Raw genomic sequence first — 22,755 nt, forward strand, 5'->3', positions numbered from 1 at the left:
TTCGAGGGCGGAGGCGGGTGCGGCGCGGAGGTTAACGGAGCAGGGGCAGGAGGTCGCGCAGGTCCTCGGTGTCCAGCACGTGGTCGGCGACCGCCCGGGCGTCCTCGGTGGCGTTTAGGGCGATGGAAGTGCCCGCGGCCCGGAACAGCGGGATGTCGGAGCGGGAGTCGCCGACGGCCACGATCTCGTGCAGCTCCACGTCGTGGGACCGGCACCATGCCTCGACGAAGGCGAGCTTGCCGTCTTCGTCGATGTGCTGGGCGACACGGCCGGTCAGCGCGCCGTCCTCCAGGTCCATTCCGGCGCCGGAGACGGCGGTGAACCAGGGCCGGTACTCCAGTTCCTCGGCGGCGAACCGCCAAGCGAGGGTGGCCAGGAGAAGCGTGCAGCCGGCCTCGGTGAGCGCGGTCAGCGTCTCCTTCACACCGGTGATCCAGGGCGCGGGACGCAGGTGTTCACGGATCTGCGCGGGGGTGGCTCCGGCGAAGAGGGCCGCCTCACGGCTCGCGAACTCGAAGTTGTCGATCTCGTAGGCGCTGTAGAGGCGTTCGAGTTCCTCCACGGCGTGCCGGTGTCCCATGGCCTCCGCGAGGACCAGGGAAGTGGTCGTTCCACGGAGCAGGGTTCCGTCGAGATCGAAGACGATCACCGGGTGGGGCGTACGGCTCAAGGAGTTCACTCCTGGCGGGGGAAGTAGGGAAGGCGGGGAAGCGGGGGGGTGGTGCCTCGTGGTCATGACCAGCCGGTGCGGCGGGCCAGCCAGTCGCGGCACAGTCTGCCGTACCACGCCTCGTGGGTACGGATGTGCGGCGACCACGACGGGGCGGGCAGTGAGCCGCTGAGGGTGTAGAAGCCGGCGAGTGCGCAGACGAAGGCGTCGATGGCCGACGGGTCGGCGCGGCGCGTGAGCGGATGGGCCGCCGCGATCCGCTCGGGATCCCTGCCGGCTGCTGCGACCGCGGGCAGCAGATAGACGAGTTCGACCCAGGCGGCGCCCACGCAGGCCCAGGCCCAGTCCACGGCAAGGACGGTCCCGTCCCGGGTGAGCAGCATGTTGTCGTGGCGCAGGTCGGCGTGGAGCAGGGTGTTGCCCTCGGTGGCCTCGGCCCAGTGGCTTTCCAGGTCGGCCAGGCGGTCCAGGTTGCGGGCGGACCACGGGTCGAGGCCGGCCGGGGCTTTCTCCTCCTTCAGGGTGAGCCAGCCGCACAGCAGGGGGCCGAGCGGGGTGGTGAGGGGCACCGCCCGGGGCAGCGGGTTGGGGGTGAGTACAGAGGTCATGCGCTCCACGCAGGTGAGGGCTGCTGCGAGATCCCCGGGGCGGGCGAAGTCGGGGTGGCGGCCCTCCACGTCGTCGTAGACCAGGACGATCCAGCCGTCGGCCTCCAGGCTGAACCGGAGGCGGGAGGCGGGCACTTCTGCGGGCAGGGCTGCGGCGGTCCGCGCCTCGGTGCGGTAGTCGGGTGCCAGTTCGTGGTCCGTCGCGAGGGCTTTGACGAAGGCCTTGGTGGTGTCGCCTAGCTGCACCCGGGCGGCGATGCCGTCGGTGAAGCCGCCGTTCTGGCTCGTGGCGGCCAGGACGGGGGCGCCGAGCCCTTGTTCGATGGCCTCCCGGACGCCTCGGGGCAGCTGCGGCCACGTCAGGCGGCGTGCTGTGGCCGTCGGCAGGGGTCCTGTCACGGGCGCGGTCTCTCTTCTCGTCGGCGGGACGGAGGGTGGTGGGAATCATCCGTCAGGTCAGGACTGCTGCGGCTCTTCCACCGTTGCGAACGCACCTTCGACTGCGAGTAGTTCATCGATCCGTCGGAGCGTAGCGGGCGACAGGTCTTGCTTGGCGGCAAGGGCGTTGTCCACGGCGTGCACGGGATTGCGGGTGCCAACGACGGCGCAGGTCACGTTGGCCTGTGCCAGCAGCCACGTCAGCGCTGTCCGGGCCAGGGAGACGCGTGCCTCCTCGGCCACGGGCCGCAGTACGTCCACGGCGCGCAGGTGCCAGGCGCGTGCGGCGGGCGCGAAGAAGCGGGCGTAGTTCTCGACACAGAAGAAGTCGTCCGAGCCGACCTCCCCGCCCCGCCAGTCGGTGAACGCGCTGTCCGGCCCCAGGGCTCCGGTCAGCAGCCCGTACGCCAGCGGCCCGTACGTCATCAGCCCCGTGCCGTATCGCGCGCAGAGCGGACCGAACTCGGCGAGCTCCGCGCGGTGGAGCAGGGAAGCCTGGATCTGGAGGTAGTCCAGTCCGCCGGTGGCGGCGCACGCGGCGACGTCTGCGGCGGGGAAGTTGGACAGGCCGATCGCGCCCACCAGTCCCTCGGCCTTGAGACCGGCCAGGGTTTTCCACGGCTGCTCGACCGGAATCGTCTCGGCCGGCCAGTGCAGGAGGTAGACGTCGATCCTGTCCCGGCCGAGACGGGTCAAGGACGCCTCCAGCGCGGCACGCATGCCCTTGTCGCTGTAGTGGTCCTCCTGCTCGGGCGCGACCTTCGTGCACACCTTGATCTCGGGGCGTCCGGTGATGGCCTCGCCGACGATGCGTTCCGAGCCGCCACCCCCGCCGTAGACCTCCGCGGTGTCGATCCAGTTCACGCCCGCGTCGAAGGCGGCGTGGACCGCGCGGATCACGTGGTCGGAGGATTCGTTGGGTCCCCACGTGCCCCCTCCTCCGGCCTCCCACGCGCCGAATCCGATGGCCGAGAGACCGGCCGGGTTCCTCTGTTCGCGTATTCCTGCGTGCTCGCGTGTCACCGTGTCGCTCTTCTCTCTCTGCGGGTCCGGGTGGCTCAGATCAGGACGGGTATCGGCTGCTGCGCGTGGATGTCGGCCCAGATGCGGGCGCCCGAGGAGTCCTCGGCGGCGGAGGCCGCGATGACGCCACGCCGGTAGGCGTCCCGGTGGGTGCGCACGTGCTCCGTCAGCCGTGCGCGGCATGCCCGGATGCCGTACGGGTCGTCGGGCACGGCGTCGAGCAGCCGGAAGAGGAGACGGCCCCAGCCATTGATCCTGCACTGCCGTTCGAGGCCGTGCGTGCCGCGGAACTTGTAGGCGACCGGGAAGCGGTAGAGCAGCTCCAGGGCGTGCAGCTGTTCCAGAATTTCGGCCAGCCGGTCGGCGGCGGCCGGCTCGATGGTGTGGGCGGTGTGCAGCAGGACGCCCACCGAACGCTCTGAGGCCAGATAGATGTTGCCGCCGTAGACGCCGCCCTCCCTGATCACCTCGTCCCACAGTGCCAGGGTGATCACCAGGCGAAGCGGCTCCGCGAGCACATGAGCCGACTCCGGCGAGGTCAGCAGGGCGTCGAGCGGGCTGTCCCCGCCGCTCGGGCGGTGCGCGACCCGGACCGCTCGGCTGTAGCAGGCCAGTGACGGCGGGGAAGCGGCCAGTTCCGGGGGCACGGTCACCGTGACGCCTTCAAGGGCGCCCAGGCGGTTGATCACCGGCCAGGCGACCAGCCGTTGGTGGGGCGGGAGGTCGCGCAAGGATGCCGAGGGCAACGACGGTGCGGGTGTCGAGGGAATCACGTCAGTGCCTTCCGTTCAGTGCGGACACGGTTATTGCGCCGGGCCTGGGGATCGCGGCGGATATGGCCACACTTTCGTGACCCGGGGGGCGGTCCAGGGCCACGGCTTCGGCCCAGCGCTTCAGCCGGTCCATGACCGCCCCGTCACGAGCGGTGCCATGGGAGCAGACCATCCAGACGTCCGCCTCGAAAAGCGTCTCCGTCGCGACGAGGCCCTTGCGGCGCATGGACTCTCCGGTCTCGACGCACTCGACGGCGACATCCGCGAGATCGGGCAGGTAGTGCTCGACCGATCCGCGGACCGTCCGCAGCGAGAAGTCCTCGCCCCACCGCGCCCGTCCGAAGTCATGCGCGATCCGCGGGTACTCGGAGACCACCCGAACCGGTCCGTCCTGCGGTGCCGAGCCCGGGAGGTGCAGCGCGCAGATCCGTACGTGGTACCAGCACAGCGGAGCCACGCGCACGACGTCGGCGCCGCTGTCCACCAGCCACTCCTCGCCCGCTATCCCCACGTCCAGGAGCCCTTCGGCGACCAGGTCCGGGATGTCCGGCATACGGAGGAAGCGATGGCGTGCCGGCATATCCCCCGCGATCTCGCCGTAGGCCGTGACGGCGGCCTCCGACCGGGGCAGCAGCCGGCCTTTGGGCAGACCCGTCCTCAGCACGGCGGGGCCGCCCTCCGGTAGGGCTTGATGGTGCCGTGCTTGCGTAGCTGCCGCTCGTACTCGCCCGAGAAGCCCTTCGCGAAGGCGTGGGCGGCGTCGGTGCGCGTGACGTTCGCCAGGCACAGCGCCCAGACGAGCACCTGCCCCAGCTCCTCTTCCAGACGTACGGCTGATTCGCCGCGGCGCATCGCCTGCGACAATTCGCCGAGTTCCTCCAGCGCCCAGGCCAGAGCGCGCTCCGGCTCCAGGCGCCCGTAGAGGTCGCGGCACCGCTCCTGAAGCCGTCGCAGTGCGCGCAGATCATCGAGGACACGCGCATCGCCGCCGGGCACAGTGACCGCCGTCCCGGCCAGATCGCCGCACGCGCCGGCCAGCGGGACCAGTGCCTCCCGTTCAGCCTCACGGACGCGACAACGTTGCCCGGCGGTCAGCACAGTGTCCTCGCCCCGCTGGGCCGCGAGCAGCTCCAGAGCATCGAGGCCGGCCTGTTCGAGGACAGTGATGCGCGCCGCCAAGGGGAGTGCGGCCAGGTCCAGCGAGGAGTCGTCCTCGGCCCGCGCGGTGATGGCGATCAGCGGCAGCCATCCGGCGGACGCTTCGGGCGTGCCCGCCGCGTAGGCCATCGTGCCCCGCAGGACCACCGGGCAGGCACCGGGAAGAAGGATGGTGCTCCCCGGCGCGGCTACCTCCAGCACGCACCTGACACCCTCCTCGTCTGCAGTGAGACGGCCCACGAGGCACACGTCCGCGTAGTCCGCGGCGCGCAGGGCGACGGTCAGGGCACTGTCGTCGGGGCTGCCCGAAGAGGCCGCGCCCGTGAAAGCGGCGGGGCTGGCGGAAGTGTCGCCGTTGTACGGCGAGAGAGGGGCGAGCGTCGCGGCAGCGGCGTGTGACAGCCCCGAGGCGGTCGGCCCGGCCTGCGGCCGAGGCTGTCTCTGCCCGGGTAACCCGGGTAATTCTCCGGGCACTCGTATGCGCTCCGTACTCATTTCTACCCCCTGCTGTAGGAAACTTCAGGGCCCCGACCGCCGGTCCTTCGGGGCAGTTCCGGACAGCCTCAGCTGATCCGCAGTTCCTCGCCGCCGTACGCGATCCCGAGAGAGGGAACGGAAACCGACTTGTCCCCGGCCACGACCTCACCCGCCACGAACGCCTCGTACCCGGCGGCCCGGGCGATGTCCACCGTGCGGTCAGCATCGGCGGCGGCCACCACCGCGACGTACCCGAAGCCCATGTTGAACGTCGCGTACGCCTCCGCAGGCGACATGCCGCTGCTTGATGCCAGGAAGCCCAGGACCTCGGGGACGTCCGGCAGCACGTCCAGGACGTAGCGCACGTCGGCCGCCGGGCGCATCATCTTCAGCAGACCGTGCCCGGTGATCGGGTTGAGGAAGTGCGGCTCGACCGGTGAGTCCAGCAGCGCACGGACGAACGCCGGATAGAGCACCGACGGATCCAGCAGCGCCGCGCCCAGGGCGCGACCGCTCGGCAACGGGGTCAGCAAGCCCTCGCTCAGCCCGTCGGCGACGCGCCGGGCCAGCGAGGCACCGTTCGTGTGCAGCCCTGAACTCGGCAGCACCACGATCCGGTCACCGGGCCGCACCTCGTTGCCCAGGACTGGACGGCGCCCGGGCGGGACCAGCGCCAGCGCATTGCCGCCCAGCTCGATGCCCGCACCGGTCAGCAGCCCCGGGAGGGCCGGCGACTCGCCGCCGCCCCAAGTGGCACCGGACTGCTCACAGGCCCGCTGCCAGCCGGCGAGCAGCTCCAGGGACTTGCGCTCGTCGTTGTACCAGGCAGCATCGCCCGTGGCGAAGTACGCGGTGACGACCAGCGGATTCGCGCCGACGGAGACCACGTCATTGACGATGGAGGCCACCGCGTCCACGGCAAGGTCGGCGAACCGGCTCTCTCCGGACACCTGGAGATACTGCTCGGCAATGACGGACTTGGTGCCCAGCCCCTCGGTCACCGTCGCGAGCGTCAGCCCGCCCACCTCGAAGACATAGGCCGTCGCTCCCCGTGAGGCGGTGAACTCCCGGCCCCCCGAGGCGCCCAGCAGCCCAGCCGTGGCAGCCGCCCGCTCGACGGCCGCCCGCTTGACCCGGTCGAGGACCGAGTAGTCGACACCCGCCTTCTCGTACTGCGACATGTGGGACAACCGCCTGTCTGCATCGTGGATGTGACAGGGTCACATCGTCGTTGGCCGTCGTGGGACCCACGGTGCCGGCGCAATACCGGGTGATCACGGTGGGGAGCGAAATACAGACACACGGTAATCGATCGGTTCCCCGGGGCAAGGCACCGTTCATACAACGTCCGGATGTGAGCGGCACCGGCCGAAGACTCGCCCTTGCCCACCGGGCCCGAACCCACTACCCGCAAGCTGCTTACCCGCAGGCAAGTCCGCCGCATGACCCATCAGGCAGCCCCTGGTCGGACGCCGGCCGGGCACAAGCGGAAGACTGATCTCTTCCAGAGTGGCCACTGAGCGTTTTCAGCGTTGACGCTCCAGGGTGAATGGCTGTGGCGATGACGGTCATGCGGTTGGGGCTGCAGGCGGGCGGGCTCTGCGAAAGCAGGGGACGCACGCCGTGCCGGAGCAGCAGCACCGTCAATGGCTCCGCGAGCGACGCGGCGCACACGGTGAGCGTGCCTGAGTCCGGGTCGAACCATCCGGCCTCGGGAAGTCGGCTCCGGGGCACGCCCGGCTTGGAGAGCCGGATCGAGTGGCTGTTGTCTACGACACGCGTGCCGTGTCGGTCACCGCACCACCCGGCCACGGCGGGTCTGTTCTCGACCGGCACATGGGCTATCTCTACAGCAGCGCCCTGCACGTCACGAGCCAGAGCATCCGCGACCTCGCCGAGGAGACCGGGATGCCCGTCGGCTGCCACGGATGGATAGAGCTCTACGACCTTGAGAGGACGAACGCGCGCAGAGCGGGGACGGAGTAGTCGAAGACCGCGAACCCCGGGGAGAAATCCTTCGCCGGATCGCCCGGAATCATGAGGAGACCCACGTCGGGGGCGTACTGAATCGTCTCGCGGCTCGGCTTGCCCGGATTATGCCAAGGGCACGAGCAGCCGGATTTTCGTAGGGGCGGTGGAAGCCGAGCTCGGTCGCCGAGTGGAGTGCTGCACGTTGTCGTCCAGGCACGGTTCGGCGTCCGATTGGGTGAAATTGTTACGGAGGGTGATCTTCTGAGAGGTCTGTCGTAGATTTCCGAACCGGCCTGCGCCTGCTTTCCCGCTCTCCCACCCGGCGGGAGGATCTCCGTGCTGGTTCGGTGCTGACTTCGGCAGGTAAGTGGCGGGAAAACAGCAGGTCGTAGCTCTCATCGGATGAGTTGTCGTACCACTCGATCGTCGTGCCGATGAGGCTGGCGGCGACGATGCGCCGCAGGTTCGAGGGCGGTGGGGGAGCGGATGCTGCGTCGGCCGTGGGTACCGCTTCCGGACGGTCGGCGGGGACGGCGACGTGTCGCCACACCGAAGGAAGGAGCAGGTCAGGGGCGTATGTGGCCGGACAGCATAGTTCGGTTTGCCGATGTGCGGGCCGGTGCTAAGGAGGGGGCGCGATCCAGTATTGGTGCCGACTACGCTGCGTTGCGGCCGGGCAATTCGGTGCGGAGCGGACGGCTGAAGCTTCCGTCTGGACGCGTCCTTGCTGCAGATCCGCGAGGCGCGTCGCTCAGTCTCGGGCACGGCTGAAGAAGGGCTGGAGAAGGGGGGCGGCGCAACGCGCGGGCGAATCGGAGCCGGAACCCGCCAGCGGCCCCCGGTCCCGGCTCCGGCGTTGCCGGACGCGGCGCTGAAGCCGGGGGAGGGGGGCTCCGCTGAGCTGGGGCTCTTCGCTCCTGAGCATGGTCGCCGGGCCGGTCCCCGCAGGCCCAGGTCGGCGGCGTGAGCAGACGCGGATTCGCCGGGCCGCCCCGGATACGCGTACGGATGATGCCGCAGCCGCACAGAGCGGCACAGCAGGCGGGGGGCGCCCCGGAGCGTTTCCGGGGCGCCACAGGAGGGTCAGACGCCGAACGCGGCGGGGTACTTGATGGTGCCCGTCGGGGTCGGGCGGGTGTCGTCCAGGACCAGGGCCATCATGGCCTCGTCCGGGACGTCGAAGGGGGCCCGGATGCCGAAGCCGGAGGCCGGCGTGAAGCCGAACCGGGGGTAATAGGCGGCGTGACCCAGGACCAGGACGAGGTTCTCTCCCCTGGCCCGGGCGGCGGCCAGTGCTGCCCGGATGGCCGCCGAGCCGGCACCGGTGCGCTGGGTCGAGGGGAGGACCGCGCAGGGAGCCAGGGCGAGGGCGGGTTCGCCGTCGACGTGGCAGCGGGTCAGCAGTGCGAGCGCCACCGGGGCGTCGTCGGGGCCCGTCGCGACCATGGAAAGGCCGTCGATCCACGCCTTCGGGTCGGCGCGCAGGGCCTCGACGATGCCGGCTTCCTGGGGGTCGGGAAGGCCGCGAGGTTGATCTCGCGGATGGCGGGGATGTCGTCGGGGGTCTCGGGGCGGGTGGTCCAGGTGGTCATGGTCGTTCCGTTCTCGGCGGCGAGTGGGGTGGAGCCGGCGGCGGCGCTGTGGTCGTCGCTCACCGCCGGCGGTCCCGGAACCGGTACGTCGCGCGCAGATGCTGCGTGATGTCCTTCTTGGCGGCCTCGCGGTCGGCCCGCAGGCGGGCGTCGGTGCGCGAGGCCGCGTAGGCGTTCTCCCTCAGCAGCCGGTGGTAGCTGTCCAGTCGGCGCCGGGGAATCTCCCCGGTCTCGACGGCGGCCAGCACAGCGCAGCCCGGCTCGCTGCCATGCCCGCAGTCGGTGAACCGGCATTCCCTCGCGAGGAGTTCGATCTCCGCGAAGGTCTGCTCAAGCCCCATCCGGGCATCATGCAGACCGATCGCCCGCAGGCCGGGGGTGTCCAGCAGGACCCCGCCGCCCGGCAGCGGGACCAACTCCCGCCACGCGGTGGTGTGCCGGCCCTTGCCGTCCGCGTCGCGCACGGCGCCGGTCGCCAGCCGCTCCTCGCCGAGGAGTCGGTTCCCCAGAGTGGATTTGCCCGCCCCGGAAGGGCCGAGCAGCACGATGGTGCCGTTCAGGACAGCCGTCAGGGTGTCCAGGCCCTCCCCGGTCACGGCGCTGGTCACGAGCACGTCCGCGCCGGGTGCCACCTCGGACACCTCGGCCGCGGCCTGCTGCGGGTCGGCGCACCGGTCGGCCTTGGTGAGCACGACAACGGGCTGGGCACCGCTCTCCCAGGCCAGGGCGAGCATGCGTTCCGTCCTGTCGTGCTTCCGCGGCACAGCCAGCGACACCGCCACCACGACGGTGTCGACGTTCGCGGCCAGGACCTGGCCCCGGGAGGTCCGCGAAGCGGTGGACCGCACGAGCGAGGTGCGCCGCTCCAGTACCGCGTGCAGCACCGGTCCGCGACTCGTGGTGGCGGGAGACAGGGCAGCCCAGTCGCCAGTGGTGGGCGGTACCTGCTCGGCGCCGCCGGGAATCTGCGCGTGGAGGATTCCGGCGTCGGTGACCGCTTCGCACGAGCCGTGTTCGGCGCGCACGACGCGGGCGGGGATCAGCCCGGCCTCGCGACAGGGGGAGAAGGCGCGATCCCACGCCTCGTCCCAGCCGTAATCCACGAGGGAGTACTGGCGGGCATGATGGTGTTGCGAGAATTGAGACAACGTAAAGACCCTAGAACGAGGGCCCCGTGGAGGAGCGTGAAGCTCAGGTCAGACCGGGGCCCGGGACGTGAGGATGGTCCGGAGGGCGCTGCGTGCGGCAGCCGTCTCTACGGCAGTCATCAATCTCACCTCCCACTTCATCCGGCATCGACCCAGTTGTCTCTGCACCGTGACAGTAACATGGCCTCGGCCGTTTCTCCCGCCCCCGACGATTGCCGAGATCGTCAAGATCGGGGAGGCACGCACCGGAGCCGTTCGAGTGGTTCTGCCCCCGATCGCGGAGGCGCCGCCGCCCTGTGCGGCGCGGCTGCCTCGGGCCCCGGGAAGCGGCGTCGTACGCCGACGGCCGCCCCCGACGCCGGACAGGAGCGGCCCCACACGTTCATAGAGTGGTGAAGGAGGGGAAGGCGCGGCGGACACGCCCAGCCGGTTTGCGCGCTGCCTCCTTCATGTCGCGGCTGCCAGACGGAACTTGGCGCCGGTCGTCCACCCAATCGGGAGTTCGTACGTGACACCTCAGTGCTTCGCACGCAGACCCTGCTGTTCGCCGCCGAACTCGTCCAGGACAACGGCACCTACACCCTCGTGGTGGAGGACGTGACTGCAGGCACCGTCCAGTCCACACCGGTCCCCAAGGCGATGGTCGACAAGCTCCCGGTCTTCCTCGCGGCACTCACCGCGTAACGCGGCCCGGTGCGACCGCGCCGCGGCCGGTAGCCACCCGCCCCGTCCTGCCGCGCCCGTCGGCGCGCCGCCGTCGTTGTCGCGCCCGACGCCAGATCGCCAGGGGCGGGCACGTCCACCGGCAGGAAGGCAGGGTGCTGTCGCGTCCGCTGTGGGGCCACGGGCCGGTTTGGCCCTCTTGTCAGAGCCAGCCGCGCTGTGCTGCTTTGATACCGGCTTCGAAGCGACTGGAGGCGTTGAGCCGTTCCATGATCGAGGCCACTTGCCGCCGGATCGTGCGGTCGGTGAGGCCGAGGCGCTGCCCGACCGCTTCGTCCGTGAGACCGGTGCCCAGCAGCCGCAGGAGTTCACGTTCGTGGTCGGTGAGGCCGTGCTGTGGGTCATCGACGCGGGCTGTGCCGAAGGGGGCGGCGGTGTTCCAGCCCTGCTCGAAGAGTTCGAGCAGGGCGGTGACGATCCCCGGTTCGGTGACGTGCAGCGCACCCTGGCGGTTGTCGGCGGGATCGGTCGGCACCAGGGCTTGCGTGCGGTCGACGATGACCATGCGCTGGGGAATGGTGGGCGCGGTACGGACCTCCCCGCCGTGACTGAGGAGCGTCCGGGCGTAGTCGGAGATGTGGGTGTGCCTGCGGACGTGGTCCTGATAGAGCGACCGTATCGCGACCCCGCGGCTGAGGGCGGCGAGGTCGTGGTCGCGTCCGGCGGCGAGGTCGTCGGGACGCTGGACGCCGGGCTGGACGCCGGCGATCTCGGTGCGGGCGCCGCGACACAGACGTTCGAGCCGGTTGTGGATGGCGTCCATGCCGAGCAGGCGTTCGCCATGGCCGCGGTGCTGCTGGGCGCGATCGGCCACCATGCGTGTGACCGCGGCGCGGGAGGCGGCGAGTTGAGCCTGTTGTGCCGCGAATTCGGCCTCCTGGCGGGCGACGATGCCGGCCAGGCCGATCTCCGGATCGACGGCCCGCATCTGTCCGGGGTGTTCGCTGGAGGCGCGGACCAGCATCACCTGTCCGAGCTCGTCGAGGCAGTCGTGGACCTGTGTGGGAGCCAGGCCGCATACCTGGGCGATTCGGTCGACGCTGTGGCCGGGGTGGTCGAGCATTGCCTGATATACGTCAGCGGCTTTGGTGCTCAACCCGAGCGCTTGGAGCATGGTCTTGTCTTCCCCCTCTGAACGCTGCCCCCCGGCAGCGCGCTGGGCGGAATTATTCCAGTCCAGAACAGCATCGCTCAAGAATTCGAGACATTCACGCAGGCCGAAGTCATGTAAGAAGGCATGTTCCGGGTGTATCGGTCAGGGCCGGCGCAGCGGGAGACCGGAAGTTCGCCGGAACGAGTGCGGCGGCATGTCCTGATCCGGATAAGCCCTGTTCAGGACTCCCGAAGGGTCTTCCACGGGACTTGCTCTGCGGCGAAGCTACGTATCGCCAGTAGGGACCAGTCGAACGGCAACCGGACGAAGCGTCAATCGCGGGAAACGGGTACCGGACGATTCGCCTCCTCATTCCGAAAGGAACGATCACCGTGATCCGCGCCCGTATCGCCCAGGCCACCGCAGTCGTCACCCTTGCGCTGGGCGTCGCCGTGCTTCTGCCCTCCGTCGCGGTGAAGGCAGCGCCTTCTCCGTCGGCCGCGGCGGCCCAGGCCCCCGCCACCCAGCCGATCACTCCCGGCACGGGCACCTGGGGCGGCTGACCAGGACATGGATGTGGTGTATGCCAGCCTCCACCGTCGCATCAAGGTCCTTGCCGACCCCACGAGCGAGGTCTCCGAGGTCCTGGACGCCCTGTGGGCGCACGCGACACTCGAGGACGGTCTGGAACACGCTTCCGGCCGCGCGGGGACGGACCAGGTCGATCTGCTGATGTACCTGCTCACTCTCGACCCCACCGTGCCCGGGTTTCGCAGTGTGACCCATCGGGTCAGCTCCTTGCTTCATCGCTGCCATGCGGGATCACCGCTGATGCAGGGCCGCTACCTGCCGCCTGACGGGCCGTTCTAGCCGCGCCACGGCACGCCTGTGAGATGTGCGGCTTCTTTTTCTTTGCGCATGCCCCTTTGAAAGGGCTTAACAGCCATGCCCGCCGCCGCGCCCCGAGCCGCCCGGTGCGTTTTCGACGGGCCATGGCGGCGTCGGCGCGGTGCTGAAGGACAGAGACGACCGGGACCGGGGTCCGCGCCGACCGGCTCGTCCCGTCGTAACCGGCCGGTTCGCAGTGCGGCGTGCGAACGGCCTGAACCATGACCGGCCCAGTGGCCGGCGCAATCCACGAAACATCAGGCTAAGCGAGGTGTGATGTCGAACCAGCTCGACAACCCCAATGGCAGTTTTCACGTCGTCGTCAACGGTGAGGGCCAGTACTCGATCTGGCCCGAGTCCGCGGACGTACCGGCCGGATGGACGGTGAGCCACGGCCCGACCGACCGGTCCTCCGGCCTCGACTATATCAACGCGCACTGGACCGACATGCGTCCGCTGAGCCTGGTGGCCCACATGGAGCAGCAGACCGCCGGTGACTGTCCGAAGGAGCTGCGATGATCTCCGACGGCACCGGAGCCTTCGGCGAGGCGGCGGCCCCCGGCCGGCAGGCGCCGGAATCGTCGGCCGGGACGGAAAGGACGCGCTCCCGCCTGGAAACGATGTCTCCGGCGAAACGCGCGCTGCTTGCCAAGCGGCTCGCCGCGCGACGAGGTGCGGACGGGGACGCCCTCGAGCCGGTGTCGCGGGACGGGCAGCTGCCGCTGTCGTACGCCCAGCGCCGCCTGTGGTTCATGGACCAGGTGAACCCCGGCGGGGCGATGTTCAACGTCTCGGTGGCGCTGCGTTTCGAGGGTGCGCTGCGGCCGGACGTACTGGAGCGGGCGATCCGCGACGTGTTCCGTCGTCACGAGTCGCTGCGCACCTTCTTCCCGTCCGTCGGCGAGGGCCCCGTGCAGCGGATCCTTCCGGACCTCGATGTGGACCTCACGCCGGTCGCTCTGCCCGCGACCGCGGAGAGCAGCGACGAGGACGTCCTGCGGGAGGCGCTGGTCGCCGAGGCGTCGCGGCCGTTCTCCCTGGAGGACGGACCGCTCGCCCGCGCCACCCTCTTCCGAAGGGGCGCCGAGGACCACGTGCTGCTGTTGGTCGTCCACCACAGCGTCTGTGACGGCTGGTCGATGAGCATCGTCATCGACGAGCTGTTCGAGCTCTACGCGGCAGGGGCCAGGGGCGACGACGCTCTTCTGAAGCCGCTTCCGCTCCAGTACGCGGACTACGCCGCCTGGGAAGCCCGGCCGGAGCGCACCGCGCGGCTGGACGAGGGGCTCGCCTTCTGGCGGAAGTCCCTGGAAGGCGCCGTACCGGTCATCGAGTTGCCGGCCGACAGGCCGCGTCCGGCGGTGCAGAGCTTCCGTGGCGCTCGCCACCGCTTCTCGCTGCCGGCCGGCATCTGGCAGCGGGTGGAGGAGATCGCGGCGCAGGAGCGTGCGACTCCGTTCATGGTTCTGCTCGCCGGCTTCGCCGCGTTGCTGTCGCGCTACACCTCGCACTCCGAGGTGACGGCGGTGACTCCCGTGGCCAACCGGCCGCGTGCCGAATGGGAGTCCCTGGTGGGCTTCTTCGCGAACTCCCTCGCGCTGCGTGTGGACATCTCGGGCGAACCGGACTTCCGTGAACTGGTCGGCCGGGTCCGTGACCTCACCCAGGAGGCCCTGGCACACGGCGACGTGCCCTTCGACCGAGTCGTCGAGGCGGTCGACCCCGACCGCGACCTCAGCCACACGCCGATCGCCCAGGTACTGTTCGCGCTCGTCCATGATCCCGCGCTGGACATCACCCTGGACGGGATGAAGGTCAGCGTGGTCGAGCAGCACACCGCGACCGCGAAATACGACCTGAGCCTGGAGGTCTGGCCCGACGCCCACGGCGTCCTGCACGGCGTCTTCGAGTACGCGACCGACCTGTTCGACGCGGCGACCGTGGAGCGGATCGGCACGCACCTCGGCATTCTTCTCGACGCGCTCACCGAGGACCCCGCGACCCGGATCGCGGACGCCCCTCTCCTGACCGGGGAGGAGCTGCGGGAGCTGGTCGTCGACGGCAACCGCACCGCGGACCCGTCCATCGGCAACCGCCCCGCCCATCTGCTCTTCGAGGACCAGGCGGGCCGTACGCCGGGCGCGGTCGCCCTCGTCGCCGGCGAGCGCCGGCTGACATTCGGGGAGCTGAACACGCTCGCCGACCGCCTGGCCCACCACCTCCGGAGCCAGGGCGTCGGACCGGAGGAGCGCGTCGCGCTGTACCTCGAGCGCGGCGTCGACCTGGTGGTCGCGGTCCTGGCGACGTTGAAGGCCGGCGGCGCCTATGTGCCGCTGGACACCGCCGACCCGGCCGACCGCATCGCCTACATGCTCGCCGACGCGGCCGCGCGGGTGGTCGTCACCGACGCCCGCCGTGCGGCGGAGCTCCCGCAGAGCGGTGCGCGCGTGCTGGTCGCGCAGGAGGCCCTCGGATCCCCGGTCCCCGCGGACGCTCCGGGCCACCCCGTCCCGCACGTGGACAACGCCGCCTACGTCATTTACACCTCGGGTTCCACCGGACGCCCCAAGGGCGTCGTCGTCACCCACCGAGGGCTCGGCAACTACCTGGAGTGGAGCGTGCGCGCCTACCGGGTGGCCGACGGCGGTGGCGCCCCCCTGGTCTCCCCGCTGCGTTTCGATCTGTCCGTCACCACGCTCTTCTGTCCGCTCCTCGCGGGCCGGCCGGTGGTCCTGGTGGAAGAGGGCCGGGAGCTGGACCGGCTCTCCGGCATGCTCGGCCGGGACGTCGAGCACGGGCTGATCAAGCTCACCCCCGCCCACCTCGAAGCGCTCGACAAGTCGGTGCCGCCCGTCGAGATCCGGGCGGACGGCTACCTGGTCGTGGGTGGGGAGTCCCTGCACGGCCGTACGGTCGAGGCCTGGCGCAAGCGCGCCCCCGGCCTGCGCGTGGTCAACGAGTACGGCCCCACCGAGACGGTCGTCGGCTGCTGTGTTTACGAGGTGGACGACCGCACCGACCTTTCCGGAACCGTCCCGATCGGCCGGCCCATCGCCAACACCGGGCTCTACGTTCTCGACACCAACCTGAAGCCCGTCGCCCGCGGCGCGGTCGGTGAACTCTTCATCGGTGGAGCGGGAGTGGCCCGCGGCTACTGGAACCGTCCCGGACTCACGGCGGAGCGGTTCGTTCCCGACCCCTTCGCGGCCGAACCCGGCGCCCGCCTGTACCGCACCGGTGACCTCGTCCGGATGCGCCCGGACGGTGAGCTGGAGTGCCTCGGCAGGGCCGACACCCAGGTGAAGGTACGCGGCTACCGCGTCGAGCTGGAGGAGATCGAGGCCGCCCTGACCCGACTCGCGGCTGTCCGCGAGGCCGTGGTCCTGCTCCGCGAGGACCGGCCCGGTGAGCACAGGCTCGCCGCCTACGTCACCCCGGCGGGTGACGGTGCCGGCTGCGCGGAGGACGGGCTGCGTGCCGAACTCCGCTCCGGCCTTCCCGAGTACATGGTCCCCGACCATTTCGTGGTGCTCGACGAACTGCCGCTCGCCCAGAGCGGCAAGGTGGACCGCCGTGCGCTGCCCCAGCCCACCAGGGACGCCCCCGTCGTGGTGCCCGACCTGCCGGCGTCGCCGTTGGAGCAGGTCATCGCGGATGTGTGGGCCGACGTCCTCGGCCTGTCCTCGGTCGGACGGGAGGACAACTTCCAGGCACTGGGCGGGCATTCGCTGCTGACGGTGCAGGCCGCCGCCCGCATCCGCAAGGCGCTCGACATGGATCTGCCCCTGTCGCTCTTCCTCGAGGCCCAGTCCCTCGCCGACCTCGCCGTGCGCATCGAGGCCCTCGGCGGTCGTGCGCCGCGCCCCCGCCTGGTGAGCGCTCCGCGCACCGGCCCGGTGCCGCTGTCGTACGCGCAGGGGCGGCTCTACTTCATGAGCCGCCTCGCCGAAGGCAGCTCCTTCTACAACGTTCCGATCGCCCTGCGTTTCGACGGTGCCTTCCGGCCCGACGCCTTCCGGGCCGCGTACGCCGCGCTCTGGGGCCGCCATGAGGGGCTGCGGGTCCGATTCCCCTCGCCTGACGGGGACCCGGTCCAGGAGTTCCTGCCGGCCGAGGACTTCGCCTTCGAGGAGCACGACCTGACCGGCACGGCGAACGCAGGGGCCCGGCTCGCCGCGCTCGTCCAGGAGGAGGCCGGCCGGCCGTTCGACCTGGCGCGCGGGCCGTTGCTGCGCGGAGGTCTTCTCCGGCTCGCCCCGGACGCCCACGTGGCCCTGCTCACGCTGCACCACGCGGTGTCCGACGGCTGGTCCGTCTCGATCCTGCTGGACGAACTCATGGCCCTCTACCGGGCATTCGCCGCCGGTCAGCCGTCGCCGCTGCCCCCGCTGTCGTACACATACGTGGACTACACGCTCTGGCAGCGTTCCTGGCTGGACGAGGAGACCCTCGACGCACAGCTCGGCTACTGGAAGCAGCAGCTCGGCGGGGCGCCCATGCTCGATCTGCCCACCGACCGGCCGCGTCCCGCGGTTCAGAGCTACCGGGGCGCCCGGCACGAGGTGGCCTGGTCGCGCGAACTGCTCGACGCGGTCGCGGAGCTGTCCCGCCGCGAAGGCGTCTCGCTGTTCATGACACTGCTCGCCGGTTTCGACGTTCTCATGGCGCGCGTGAGCGGCCGAGAGGACGTCACCGTCGGAACGCCCATCGCCAACCGGACGATGACCGAGCTCGAGAGCATCGTCGGCTTCTTCGCCAACACCCTGGCGCTGCGTGTCGATCTCGCCGGCAACCCGGCCTTCACCGAGGTGCTCGCGCGCGTCAAGGAGACCGCCAACGGTGCGTACGCGCACCAGGACGTTCCCTTCGACATGGTGGTCGACGCCGTCGCGCCCCAGCGCAGCCTCAGTCATTCGCCGCTGTTCCAGGTGCGGTTCGCGCTCCAGAACATGCCGGGTGACATGCCCGGCGCAGGTGAGGGGCTCACCCTCACCGAGATCGAGAGCGAGCAGGTCACGGCGCGGTTCGATCTGGTCGTCGACCTGTGGGAGACCGAGGACGGTCTCCAGGGGCACGCCGAGTACAGCACCGACCTCTTCGACGCGGACACGATCGCCCGTCTGATGGGACGCTTCGAAACGCTGCTGGGACGCCTCGCCGCCGACCCGGGACAGCGGATCCTCGACGCGGACGTCCTGCTCCCCGGCGAACACGCCGAGCTGGACGCCCTGGCCGGCAGGGACGCCGTCACCGATCCGGACGACCGCACCTTCCTGGAGCGCTTCCGGGAGCAGGCGGCGCGTCGCCCCGAGGAGCCCGCCGTCACCTGCGGCACGACCACCCTCTCGTACGGAGAGCTGGGACGCCGCAGCGAGCACCTCGCCCGGGTGCTGCGCGCTCACGGCGTCGGACCCGAGATGACGGTCGCGGTGCACCTGGAACGCGGGACCGACCTCGTCGTCGCCGTACTGGCGGTGCTGGAGGCGGGCGGCGCGTACCTGCCACTGGATACGGCCTACCCACCGGACCGCCTGGCCGAGATCGTCGCCGACGCGCGTCCCGGACTCGTCCTGACCTCGCGCGCTCTGGAAAACAGGGCGCCGACCGTACCGGGCGGGCCGCTCCTCCTGGAGGACATCGGCAACGCGGCCGTCGGCGAGCTGCCTCCCGCGCACACCCTGTCGCCGGAACGCCCCGCGTACATCGTCTACACCTCGGGCACCCAGGGGAAGCCCAAGGGAGCGGTGCTCACCCACACCGGTCTCGACGCCTACGTGCGCTCACTGCCCCGTGCCCTGGAGCTGCCCGAGCGCCCGGTGGTCCTGCACACCGCTTCCTTCGCCTTCTCCTCCTCCGTGCGCCAGCTGATGCTGCCGCTGGCCCACGGTGGCCTGGTGGTCGTCGCCACGCGGGAACAACTCGCCTCACCCGACGACCTCCTGGCCCACGCGGCCCGCAACGGCGTGCAGGTCCTCGACTTGGTGCCGTCCTACCTGCGGGTCGTCGCACCGGCACTCGCCCGCCAGGACTGGCGGCCCGAGATCGTCCTGACCGCCAGCGAACCCCTGCTGTACGACCTGCCGGAGACGATCCGCGCCCAGGTCGGTGACACGCCGCGCATGGTCAACATGTACGGCCAGACCGAGACCACCGGCATCGTCGTCACCGCACCGGTCGGCCCCGACCGGGTGGGCCGCGGTGTGGTGGTACCGCTCGGGCGCCCGATCGACGGGGTGCGCGTCCATGTCGTCGACGAGGAGCTGCGCCGTGTCCCGCCGGGGAACCCCGGGGAGATCGTCGTCACCGGCCCCGGCCTCGCCCGCGGCTACCTGGGCGACCCGGCGCTGACCGCCGAGCGGTTCGTTCCCGACCCGTGCGGTCCGGCGGGCGGCCGCCTCTACCGCACCGGTGACCGCGGGCGGTTCCTGCCCGGCGGAGCGCTGGAGTTCCTCGGACGCGTCGGTGACCAGGCCAAGATCCGCGGCCACCGGGTCGAGCCCGGCGAGGTCGCCTCGGAGCTGGCCGCGCTCGACGACGTGCGCGAGTGCGCGGTGTTCTGCGTCGAGGACGGCCCGGACGAGCGGCGCCTGGTCGGCTACGTCACGCTTCGCACGGGCTCCTGCACCACGGCCGCGGAGCTGCGGGCGGGCCTCGCGGAGAAGCTTCCCGACTACATGATTCCCACGATCGTCACGGTCGGTTCCCTGCCGCGCCTGTCCAACGGCAAGGTCGACCGCGTGACGCTCCTCGCAACGGAGGCGACACCGGTGCAGAACCTGTCCACACGCACGGCCGGGGCTTCCCGCCCGGCCACCGACGACTCCGACTACCTCGACCGGGTCGTGGAGCTGGTCTCGATCTGGAAGGAGGTGCTGCGGCTGCCGAAGGTCGGGACGAACGACGACTTCTTCGAGGTCGGGGGCGACTCGCTGCACGCGATCCGAGTCGTCGACCGGGCGCGCAAGGCGGGTATCGGGATCACGCCCGCGCAGTTCATCGCGAACCCGACCATTGCCGGCCTCGCCGCCGTCGCCACCGATCCGGATGCGCCCGGCTACCGCCACCGGGAGACCCTGGCGGAGATCTGGAAGGAGGTGCTGCGACTGCCGGAGATCGGCCATGACGAGGACTTCTTCGAGGTCGGGGGCGACTCGCTGCACGCGATCCGAGTCGTCGACCGGGCGCGCAAGGCGGGTATCGGGATCACGCCCGCGCAGTTCATCGCGAACCCGACGATCGCCGGCCTCGCCGCCGTCGCCACCGATCCGGATGCGCCCGGTGAAGGCCCGGCCGAGACCGGCACCGTCCCGCTGGTGCCGTCGAACCTGGCCTTCCAGGAGCGGGACTTCGCCGACAAGCACCTCTACACGCACATCTTCATGTTCGAGACGCTCCAAACGCTCGACCCCCGGCTCATGGAGCGCGCGATCGCCGCGGTGGTCTCCCACCACGACTCGCTGCGCATCTCCTTCCCGAAGGACAGCGGCGCCTACCGGGTGAAGGTCCACGAGCGCTTCGAGCAGCAGCTGTTCACCTTCGTCGACCTCTCCGCACTCGACCCGGCGGCACAGGACGTCGCCTTCCGGCGACTGGACGCGACGCTGCACCGCAAGGTGGACTTCGAACACGGGCCGCTCCTGCATTTCGCCCTGGTGCGCTTCGGCGCCGGCCGCCCCGACCGGTTCGTCGCCATCGTCCACCACCAACTGATGGACAACAGCTCCTGGGGCGTGCTGACCGAGGACCTCCAGGCCGCCTACCTCGCCGTGGCCGAAGGCGAGGAGCCGCGGCTCGCACCGGTCACCGCGTCCTTCGCCCAGTGGGCGCGTAACCTCGACGCCCTCGCGCACTCCGCCCAACTGGACGAGGACGCCGCCTACTGGAGCGCCCTCGCCGAGCGGGCCGTCCCGGACTGGCCACTGGACCACCAGGACGGCGTGGACAGCATGGCCTCCGAGGAGTCGGTGTTCGTCGAACTGAGCGGAGCGGACACGGCCTCGCTGCGCCGGCTGATCCGGCGGGACTACGGGCTGACCCTGAACGACCTGCTGCTCGCCGCTGTGCTGGGGGGCTTCGCCGAGTGGACGGGTCAGAAATCGGTCCTCGTCGACCTGGTCTCCCGGGGCCGTGAACTCGGGGGCGAGGACCTCGACCTGTCCCGGGCCATCGGCCGGTTCTCCATGACCTCGCCACGGCTGCTGGACCTGCCGGCCACCCCGGGGGCGCGCGGTCTGCTCGACTCGGTCGCCGCACAGCTGCGGGCCGTGCCCCGCAGCGGCCTCGGCTTCGGCCTGCTCCGGCACGTCGGCGCCCGGCCGGACGTCGCCCGGGCACTCGCCCCGCTCGGCAAGCCGGACATCCTCGTCAACAACTGGGGCGAGATGGCGAAGTTCACCGACGAATCCCCGCTGTTCGGCGCCCCCATCGAGGACACCTGGCCCGCGCCGGAACTCCAGCGGATGCACCGGCTCATCGTCGACGGCCGGGTGTACGACGGCGCGCTCCGCCTCGGCTTCCGTTTCAGCCGCAACCTCAACGACCGCGACAGCATCGCGAAGCTCGCAGCCCTCGTGGAGGGCGTACTCCGCGAGATGGCAGACGGCGCCGAATCCTGACCCACGCACTCAGAGAACGGATCACACGAGATGACCAGCAACGTGAAGGAAAACCTCCTCTTCCCCGACGAGCAGCTCGTGGCCCTCTTCGAGGCCACGGAGCCCGGCCTGTCCCCGGTGGCGTGGGCCGAACGGAACCGCGACCTGGTGGCCGAGCGGCTCGCCTCGGCCGGCGCCTGTCTGCTGCGCGGCTTCGACGTCCCGGACGAGACCGTCTTCTCCCGGTTCGTGCGCGTCTTCGGCGACGAGCTCAACGAGTACACCTACCGCTCGACCCCGCGCACCAAGGTCGGCGACGTCTACACCTCGACGGAGTACCCGGCCACCGAGGTCATCCCGCAGCACAACGAGATGGCGTACACCAGCACCTGGCCCGAGCGGCTCTGGTTCTACTCCGCGATCGCGGCCGCCTCCGGCGGCGAGACCCCGCTGGCCGACAGCCACGCGGTCTACGAGCGCATCCCCGCCGATGTCCGCGAGCGGTTCGAACGGCACGGCGTGCGCTACGTCCGCAACTACCGCGCCGGCCTCGGCATCTCCTGGCAGGAAACCTTCCCCGGCATGAGCCGGGAGGAGGTGGAGCGCTTCTGCGCCGAGCGCGACATCGTCGTCGAATGGCTGGAGGGCGGTGAGTCGCTGCGGACCACCGAGACGTGCCAGGCGGTCACCGTCCACCCGGTGACCGGCCGGACGCTGTGGATGAACCAGGCCCACCTCTTCCACGTGTCCAACCTCAACGAGGCGACCAGGCTCGCGCTGTTGGAGCTGATGAAGGAGGAGGACCTCCCGAGGAACGCGTACTACGGCGACGGCAGCCCCATTCCCGACGCCGATCTGGCCGCGGTGCGCAAGGCCTACGAGGCGGGGACCGTCGCCTTCCCCTGGCAGCCCGGGGACCTCCTGGTCATCGACAACCTCACGCTCTCGCACGGACGCAACCGGTTCGAGGGGCCTCGCAAGGTGCTCGTCGCCATGACCGGCTCGCTGTCCAGCCGACAGGAAGCGTGACGGCCGGTCATGAACACCACCGCATCCTTCGAGGACAGGGTCGCGTTTCTCCAGCAGCACGGAACCGACGCGCTCGCGCACTCCAGCGCGGACCTTCTCGCGCACCTGAAGGGCGTCCACGATCTGCTGGAGGCGTGGGGTTCCCGCCCACAGCTGTGCGACGCCGGGCTGTTCCACTCCGTCTACGGCACCGAGATCTTCCCGACCGGGGCCGTCCCGCTCGAACTGCGCCCTGTCGTGCGCGATCTGATCGGGGAAGAGGCCGAGACCCTCGTCCACCTCTTCGGCACCGTCTCCCGGGCCGGCATCTTCGACGCCGCATTCGAAGGCGCTCCCTTCCTCCTGGAGACCCGTACGGGAGGGCAGGTCGGCACAACCGACCAGCAGTACTCCGACCTCGCCGTGCTCACCGTGGCCAACTGGCTCGAACAGCGGCCGCGCTTCCCGGAATCCAGTCGGATGAGCCGGGCGCGCGAGTTCGACGCAATGCGTCGCTTCCTGCCCACCACCCCGCGGCAAGCGTTGGAAGAGGCCTACGGCTTCGACCCGCTGTCCCCGCCGATTATCTGA

At 70.6% G+C, this 22,755-nt stretch carries 17 protein-coding genes and 1 pseudogene; 8 read left to right on the forward strand and 10 right to left on the reverse strand.

All coding sequences use genetic code 11. The features are described from left to right. Nucleotides 1–31 precede the first annotated feature (31 nt). From BLW14_RS29080 to BLW14_RS29105, 7 genes are all read right to left on the reverse strand, one after another. Complete coding sequence (locus BLW14_RS29080) at nucleotides 32–670, reverse strand: HAD family hydrolase (protein WP_256332907.1); 639 nt, start codon at nucleotides 668–670, stop codon at nucleotides 32–34. 62 nt (nucleotides 671–732) lie between these two features. Further along, nucleotides 733–1,677 (reverse strand): phosphotransferase, encoded by a 945-nt coding sequence (locus BLW14_RS29085; RefSeq protein ID WP_093710091.1) that lies wholly within the window; start codon nucleotides 1,675–1,677, stop codon nucleotides 733–735. Between the two features lie 57 nt (nucleotides 1,678–1,734). Next, nucleotides 1,735–2,739, reverse strand: a complete 1,005-nt coding sequence (locus tag BLW14_RS29090; protein WP_177154132.1) for an aldo/keto reductase — start codon at nucleotides 2,737–2,739, stop codon at nucleotides 1,735–1,737. A 35-nt stretch (nucleotides 2,740–2,774) separates the two neighbouring features. Then, nucleotides 2,775–3,470, reverse strand: a complete 696-nt coding sequence (locus tag BLW14_RS34640) for a hypothetical protein (RefSeq protein WP_177154133.1) — start codon at nucleotides 3,468–3,470, stop codon at nucleotides 2,775–2,777. A 43-nt stretch (nucleotides 3,471–3,513) separates the two neighbouring features. After that, nucleotides 3,514–4,176 (reverse strand): type 2 periplasmic-binding domain-containing protein, encoded by a 663-nt coding sequence (locus BLW14_RS29095; RefSeq protein WP_093710093.1) that lies wholly within the window; start codon nucleotides 4,174–4,176, stop codon nucleotides 3,514–3,516. Beyond that, nucleotides 4,170–4,871, reverse strand: coding sequence for a MazG nucleotide pyrophosphohydrolase domain-containing protein (locus BLW14_RS29100; protein ID WP_177154134.1), 702 nt, complete (start codon nucleotides 4,869–4,871; stop codon nucleotides 4,170–4,172). The genes BLW14_RS29095 and BLW14_RS29100 overlap by 7 nt, the downstream gene beginning before the upstream one ends. A 362-nt stretch (nucleotides 4,872–5,233) precedes the next feature. Then, nucleotides 5,234–6,328, reverse strand: a complete 1,095-nt coding sequence (locus BLW14_RS29105; RefSeq protein ID WP_093710095.1) for an AIR synthase-related protein — start codon at nucleotides 6,326–6,328, stop codon at nucleotides 5,234–5,236. Nucleotides 6,329–6,905: 577 nt separating this feature from the next. Here BLW14_RS29105 and BLW14_RS29115 point away from each other — a divergent pair. Further along, nucleotides 6,906–7,133 carry a hypothetical protein gene (locus BLW14_RS29115; protein ID WP_256332908.1) on the forward strand — a complete coding sequence of 76 codons (228 nt, stop codon included), beginning with the start codon at nucleotides 6,906–6,908 and terminating at the stop codon, nucleotides 7,131–7,133. Between the two features lie 1,068 nt (nucleotides 7,134–8,201). On the opposite strand, the pseudogene BLW14_RS29125 reads toward BLW14_RS29115, so the two are convergent. Together BLW14_RS29125 and rsgA are read right to left on the reverse strand one after the other, a co-directional pair. Then, nucleotides 8,202–8,710, reverse strand: a pseudogene (locus BLW14_RS29125) (GNAT family N-acetyltransferase). Nucleotides 8,711–8,769: 59 nt separating this feature from the next. Continuing rightward, nucleotides 8,770–9,813 carry a ribosome small subunit-dependent GTPase A gene (rsgA, locus tag BLW14_RS29130; protein ID WP_256332909.1) on the reverse strand — a complete coding sequence of 348 codons (1,044 nt, stop codon included), beginning with the start codon at nucleotides 9,811–9,813 and terminating at the stop codon, nucleotides 8,770–8,772. A 564-nt stretch (nucleotides 9,814–10,377) separates the two neighbouring features. Between rsgA and BLW14_RS34645 the strand changes: the two genes are divergently transcribed. Continuing rightward, nucleotides 10,378–10,542: a hypothetical protein gene (locus BLW14_RS34645; RefSeq protein WP_177154135.1), complete on the forward strand. Its 165-nt coding sequence runs from the start codon at nucleotides 10,378–10,380 to the stop codon at nucleotides 10,540–10,542. Between the two features lie 181 nt (nucleotides 10,543–10,723). Here the strand turns inward: BLW14_RS34645 and BLW14_RS29135 are convergent, their stop codons facing one another. Continuing rightward, nucleotides 10,724–11,695, reverse strand: coding sequence for a LuxR C-terminal-related transcriptional regulator (locus tag BLW14_RS29135; protein ID WP_093710099.1), 972 nt, complete (start codon nucleotides 11,693–11,695; stop codon nucleotides 10,724–10,726). Between the two features lie 371 nt (nucleotides 11,696–12,066). Here BLW14_RS29135 and BLW14_RS34650 point away from each other — a divergent pair, with 371 nt between their 5' ends. The 6 genes from BLW14_RS34650 (at nucleotide 12,067) to BLW14_RS34655 (ending at nucleotide 22,755) form a co-directional block, all read left to right on the forward strand. Beyond that, entirely contained in the window at nucleotides 12,067–12,237 is a 171-nt protein-coding gene (locus tag BLW14_RS34650; RefSeq protein WP_177154136.1) for a hypothetical protein, read from the forward strand. A gap of 7 nt (nucleotides 12,238–12,244) precedes the next feature. After that, a complete protein-coding gene (locus BLW14_RS29140) occupies nucleotides 12,245–12,544 on the forward strand; it encodes a hypothetical protein (protein WP_093710100.1) in 300 nt (99 codons plus the stop codon). Nucleotides 12,545–12,838: 294 nt separating this feature from the next. After that, nucleotides 12,839–13,081: an MbtH family protein gene (locus BLW14_RS29145; protein ID WP_093710101.1), complete on the forward strand. Its 243-nt coding sequence runs from the start codon at nucleotides 12,839–12,841 to the stop codon at nucleotides 13,079–13,081. Then, the gene (locus BLW14_RS29150; RefSeq protein ID WP_093710102.1) at nucleotides 13,078–21,177 is read left to right on the forward strand and encodes a non-ribosomal peptide synthetase; all 8,100 of its coding nucleotides are present in this window, start codon (nucleotides 13,078–13,080) and stop codon (nucleotides 21,175–21,177) included. Before BLW14_RS29145 ends, BLW14_RS29150 begins: the two co-directional genes overlap by 4 nt. Before the next feature lie 30 nt (nucleotides 21,178–21,207). After that, nucleotides 21,208–22,185 (forward strand): TauD/TfdA family dioxygenase, encoded by a 978-nt coding sequence (locus tag BLW14_RS29155; protein ID WP_093710103.1) that lies wholly within the window; start codon nucleotides 21,208–21,210, stop codon nucleotides 22,183–22,185. Nucleotides 22,186–22,194: 9 nt separating this feature from the next. Beyond that, nucleotides 22,195–22,755, forward strand: a complete 561-nt coding sequence (locus tag BLW14_RS34655) for a DUF6817 domain-containing protein (protein ID WP_177154137.1) — start codon at nucleotides 22,195–22,197, stop codon at nucleotides 22,753–22,755.

The sequence above is a fragment of the Streptomyces sp. 2131.1 genome, assembly GCF_900105515.1.
In the GTDB taxonomy this organism is placed as follows: domain Bacteria; phylum Actinomycetota; class Actinomycetes; order Streptomycetales; family Streptomycetaceae; genus Streptomyces; species Streptomyces drozdowiczii.

Coding starts and splice junctions, on each gene's coding strand:
- BLW14_RS29150 (WP_093710102.1), top strand. CDS start 13,078: ATGATCTCCGACGGCACCGGAGCCTTCGGCGAGGCGGCGGCCCCCGGC.
- BLW14_RS29140 (WP_093710100.1), top strand. CDS start 12,245: ATGGATGTGGTGTATGCCAGCCTCCACCGTCGCATCAAGGTCCTTGCC.
- BLW14_RS29145 (WP_093710101.1), top strand. CDS start 12,839: ATGTCGAACCAGCTCGACAACCCCAATGGCAGTTTTCACGTCGTCGTC.
- BLW14_RS34655 (WP_177154137.1), top strand. CDS start 22,195: ATGAACACCACCGCATCCTTCGAGGACAGGGTCGCGTTTCTCCAGCAG.
- BLW14_RS29155 (WP_093710103.1), top strand. CDS start 21,208: ATGACCAGCAACGTGAAGGAAAACCTCCTCTTCCCCGACGAGCAGCTC.
- BLW14_RS29135 (WP_093710099.1), bottom strand. CDS start 11,695: ATGCTCCAAGCGCTCGGGTTGAGCACCAAAGCCGCTGACGTATATCAG.
- BLW14_RS29105 (WP_093710095.1), bottom strand. CDS start 6,328: ATGTCGCAGTACGAGAAGGCGGGTGTCGACTACTCGGTCCTCGACCGG.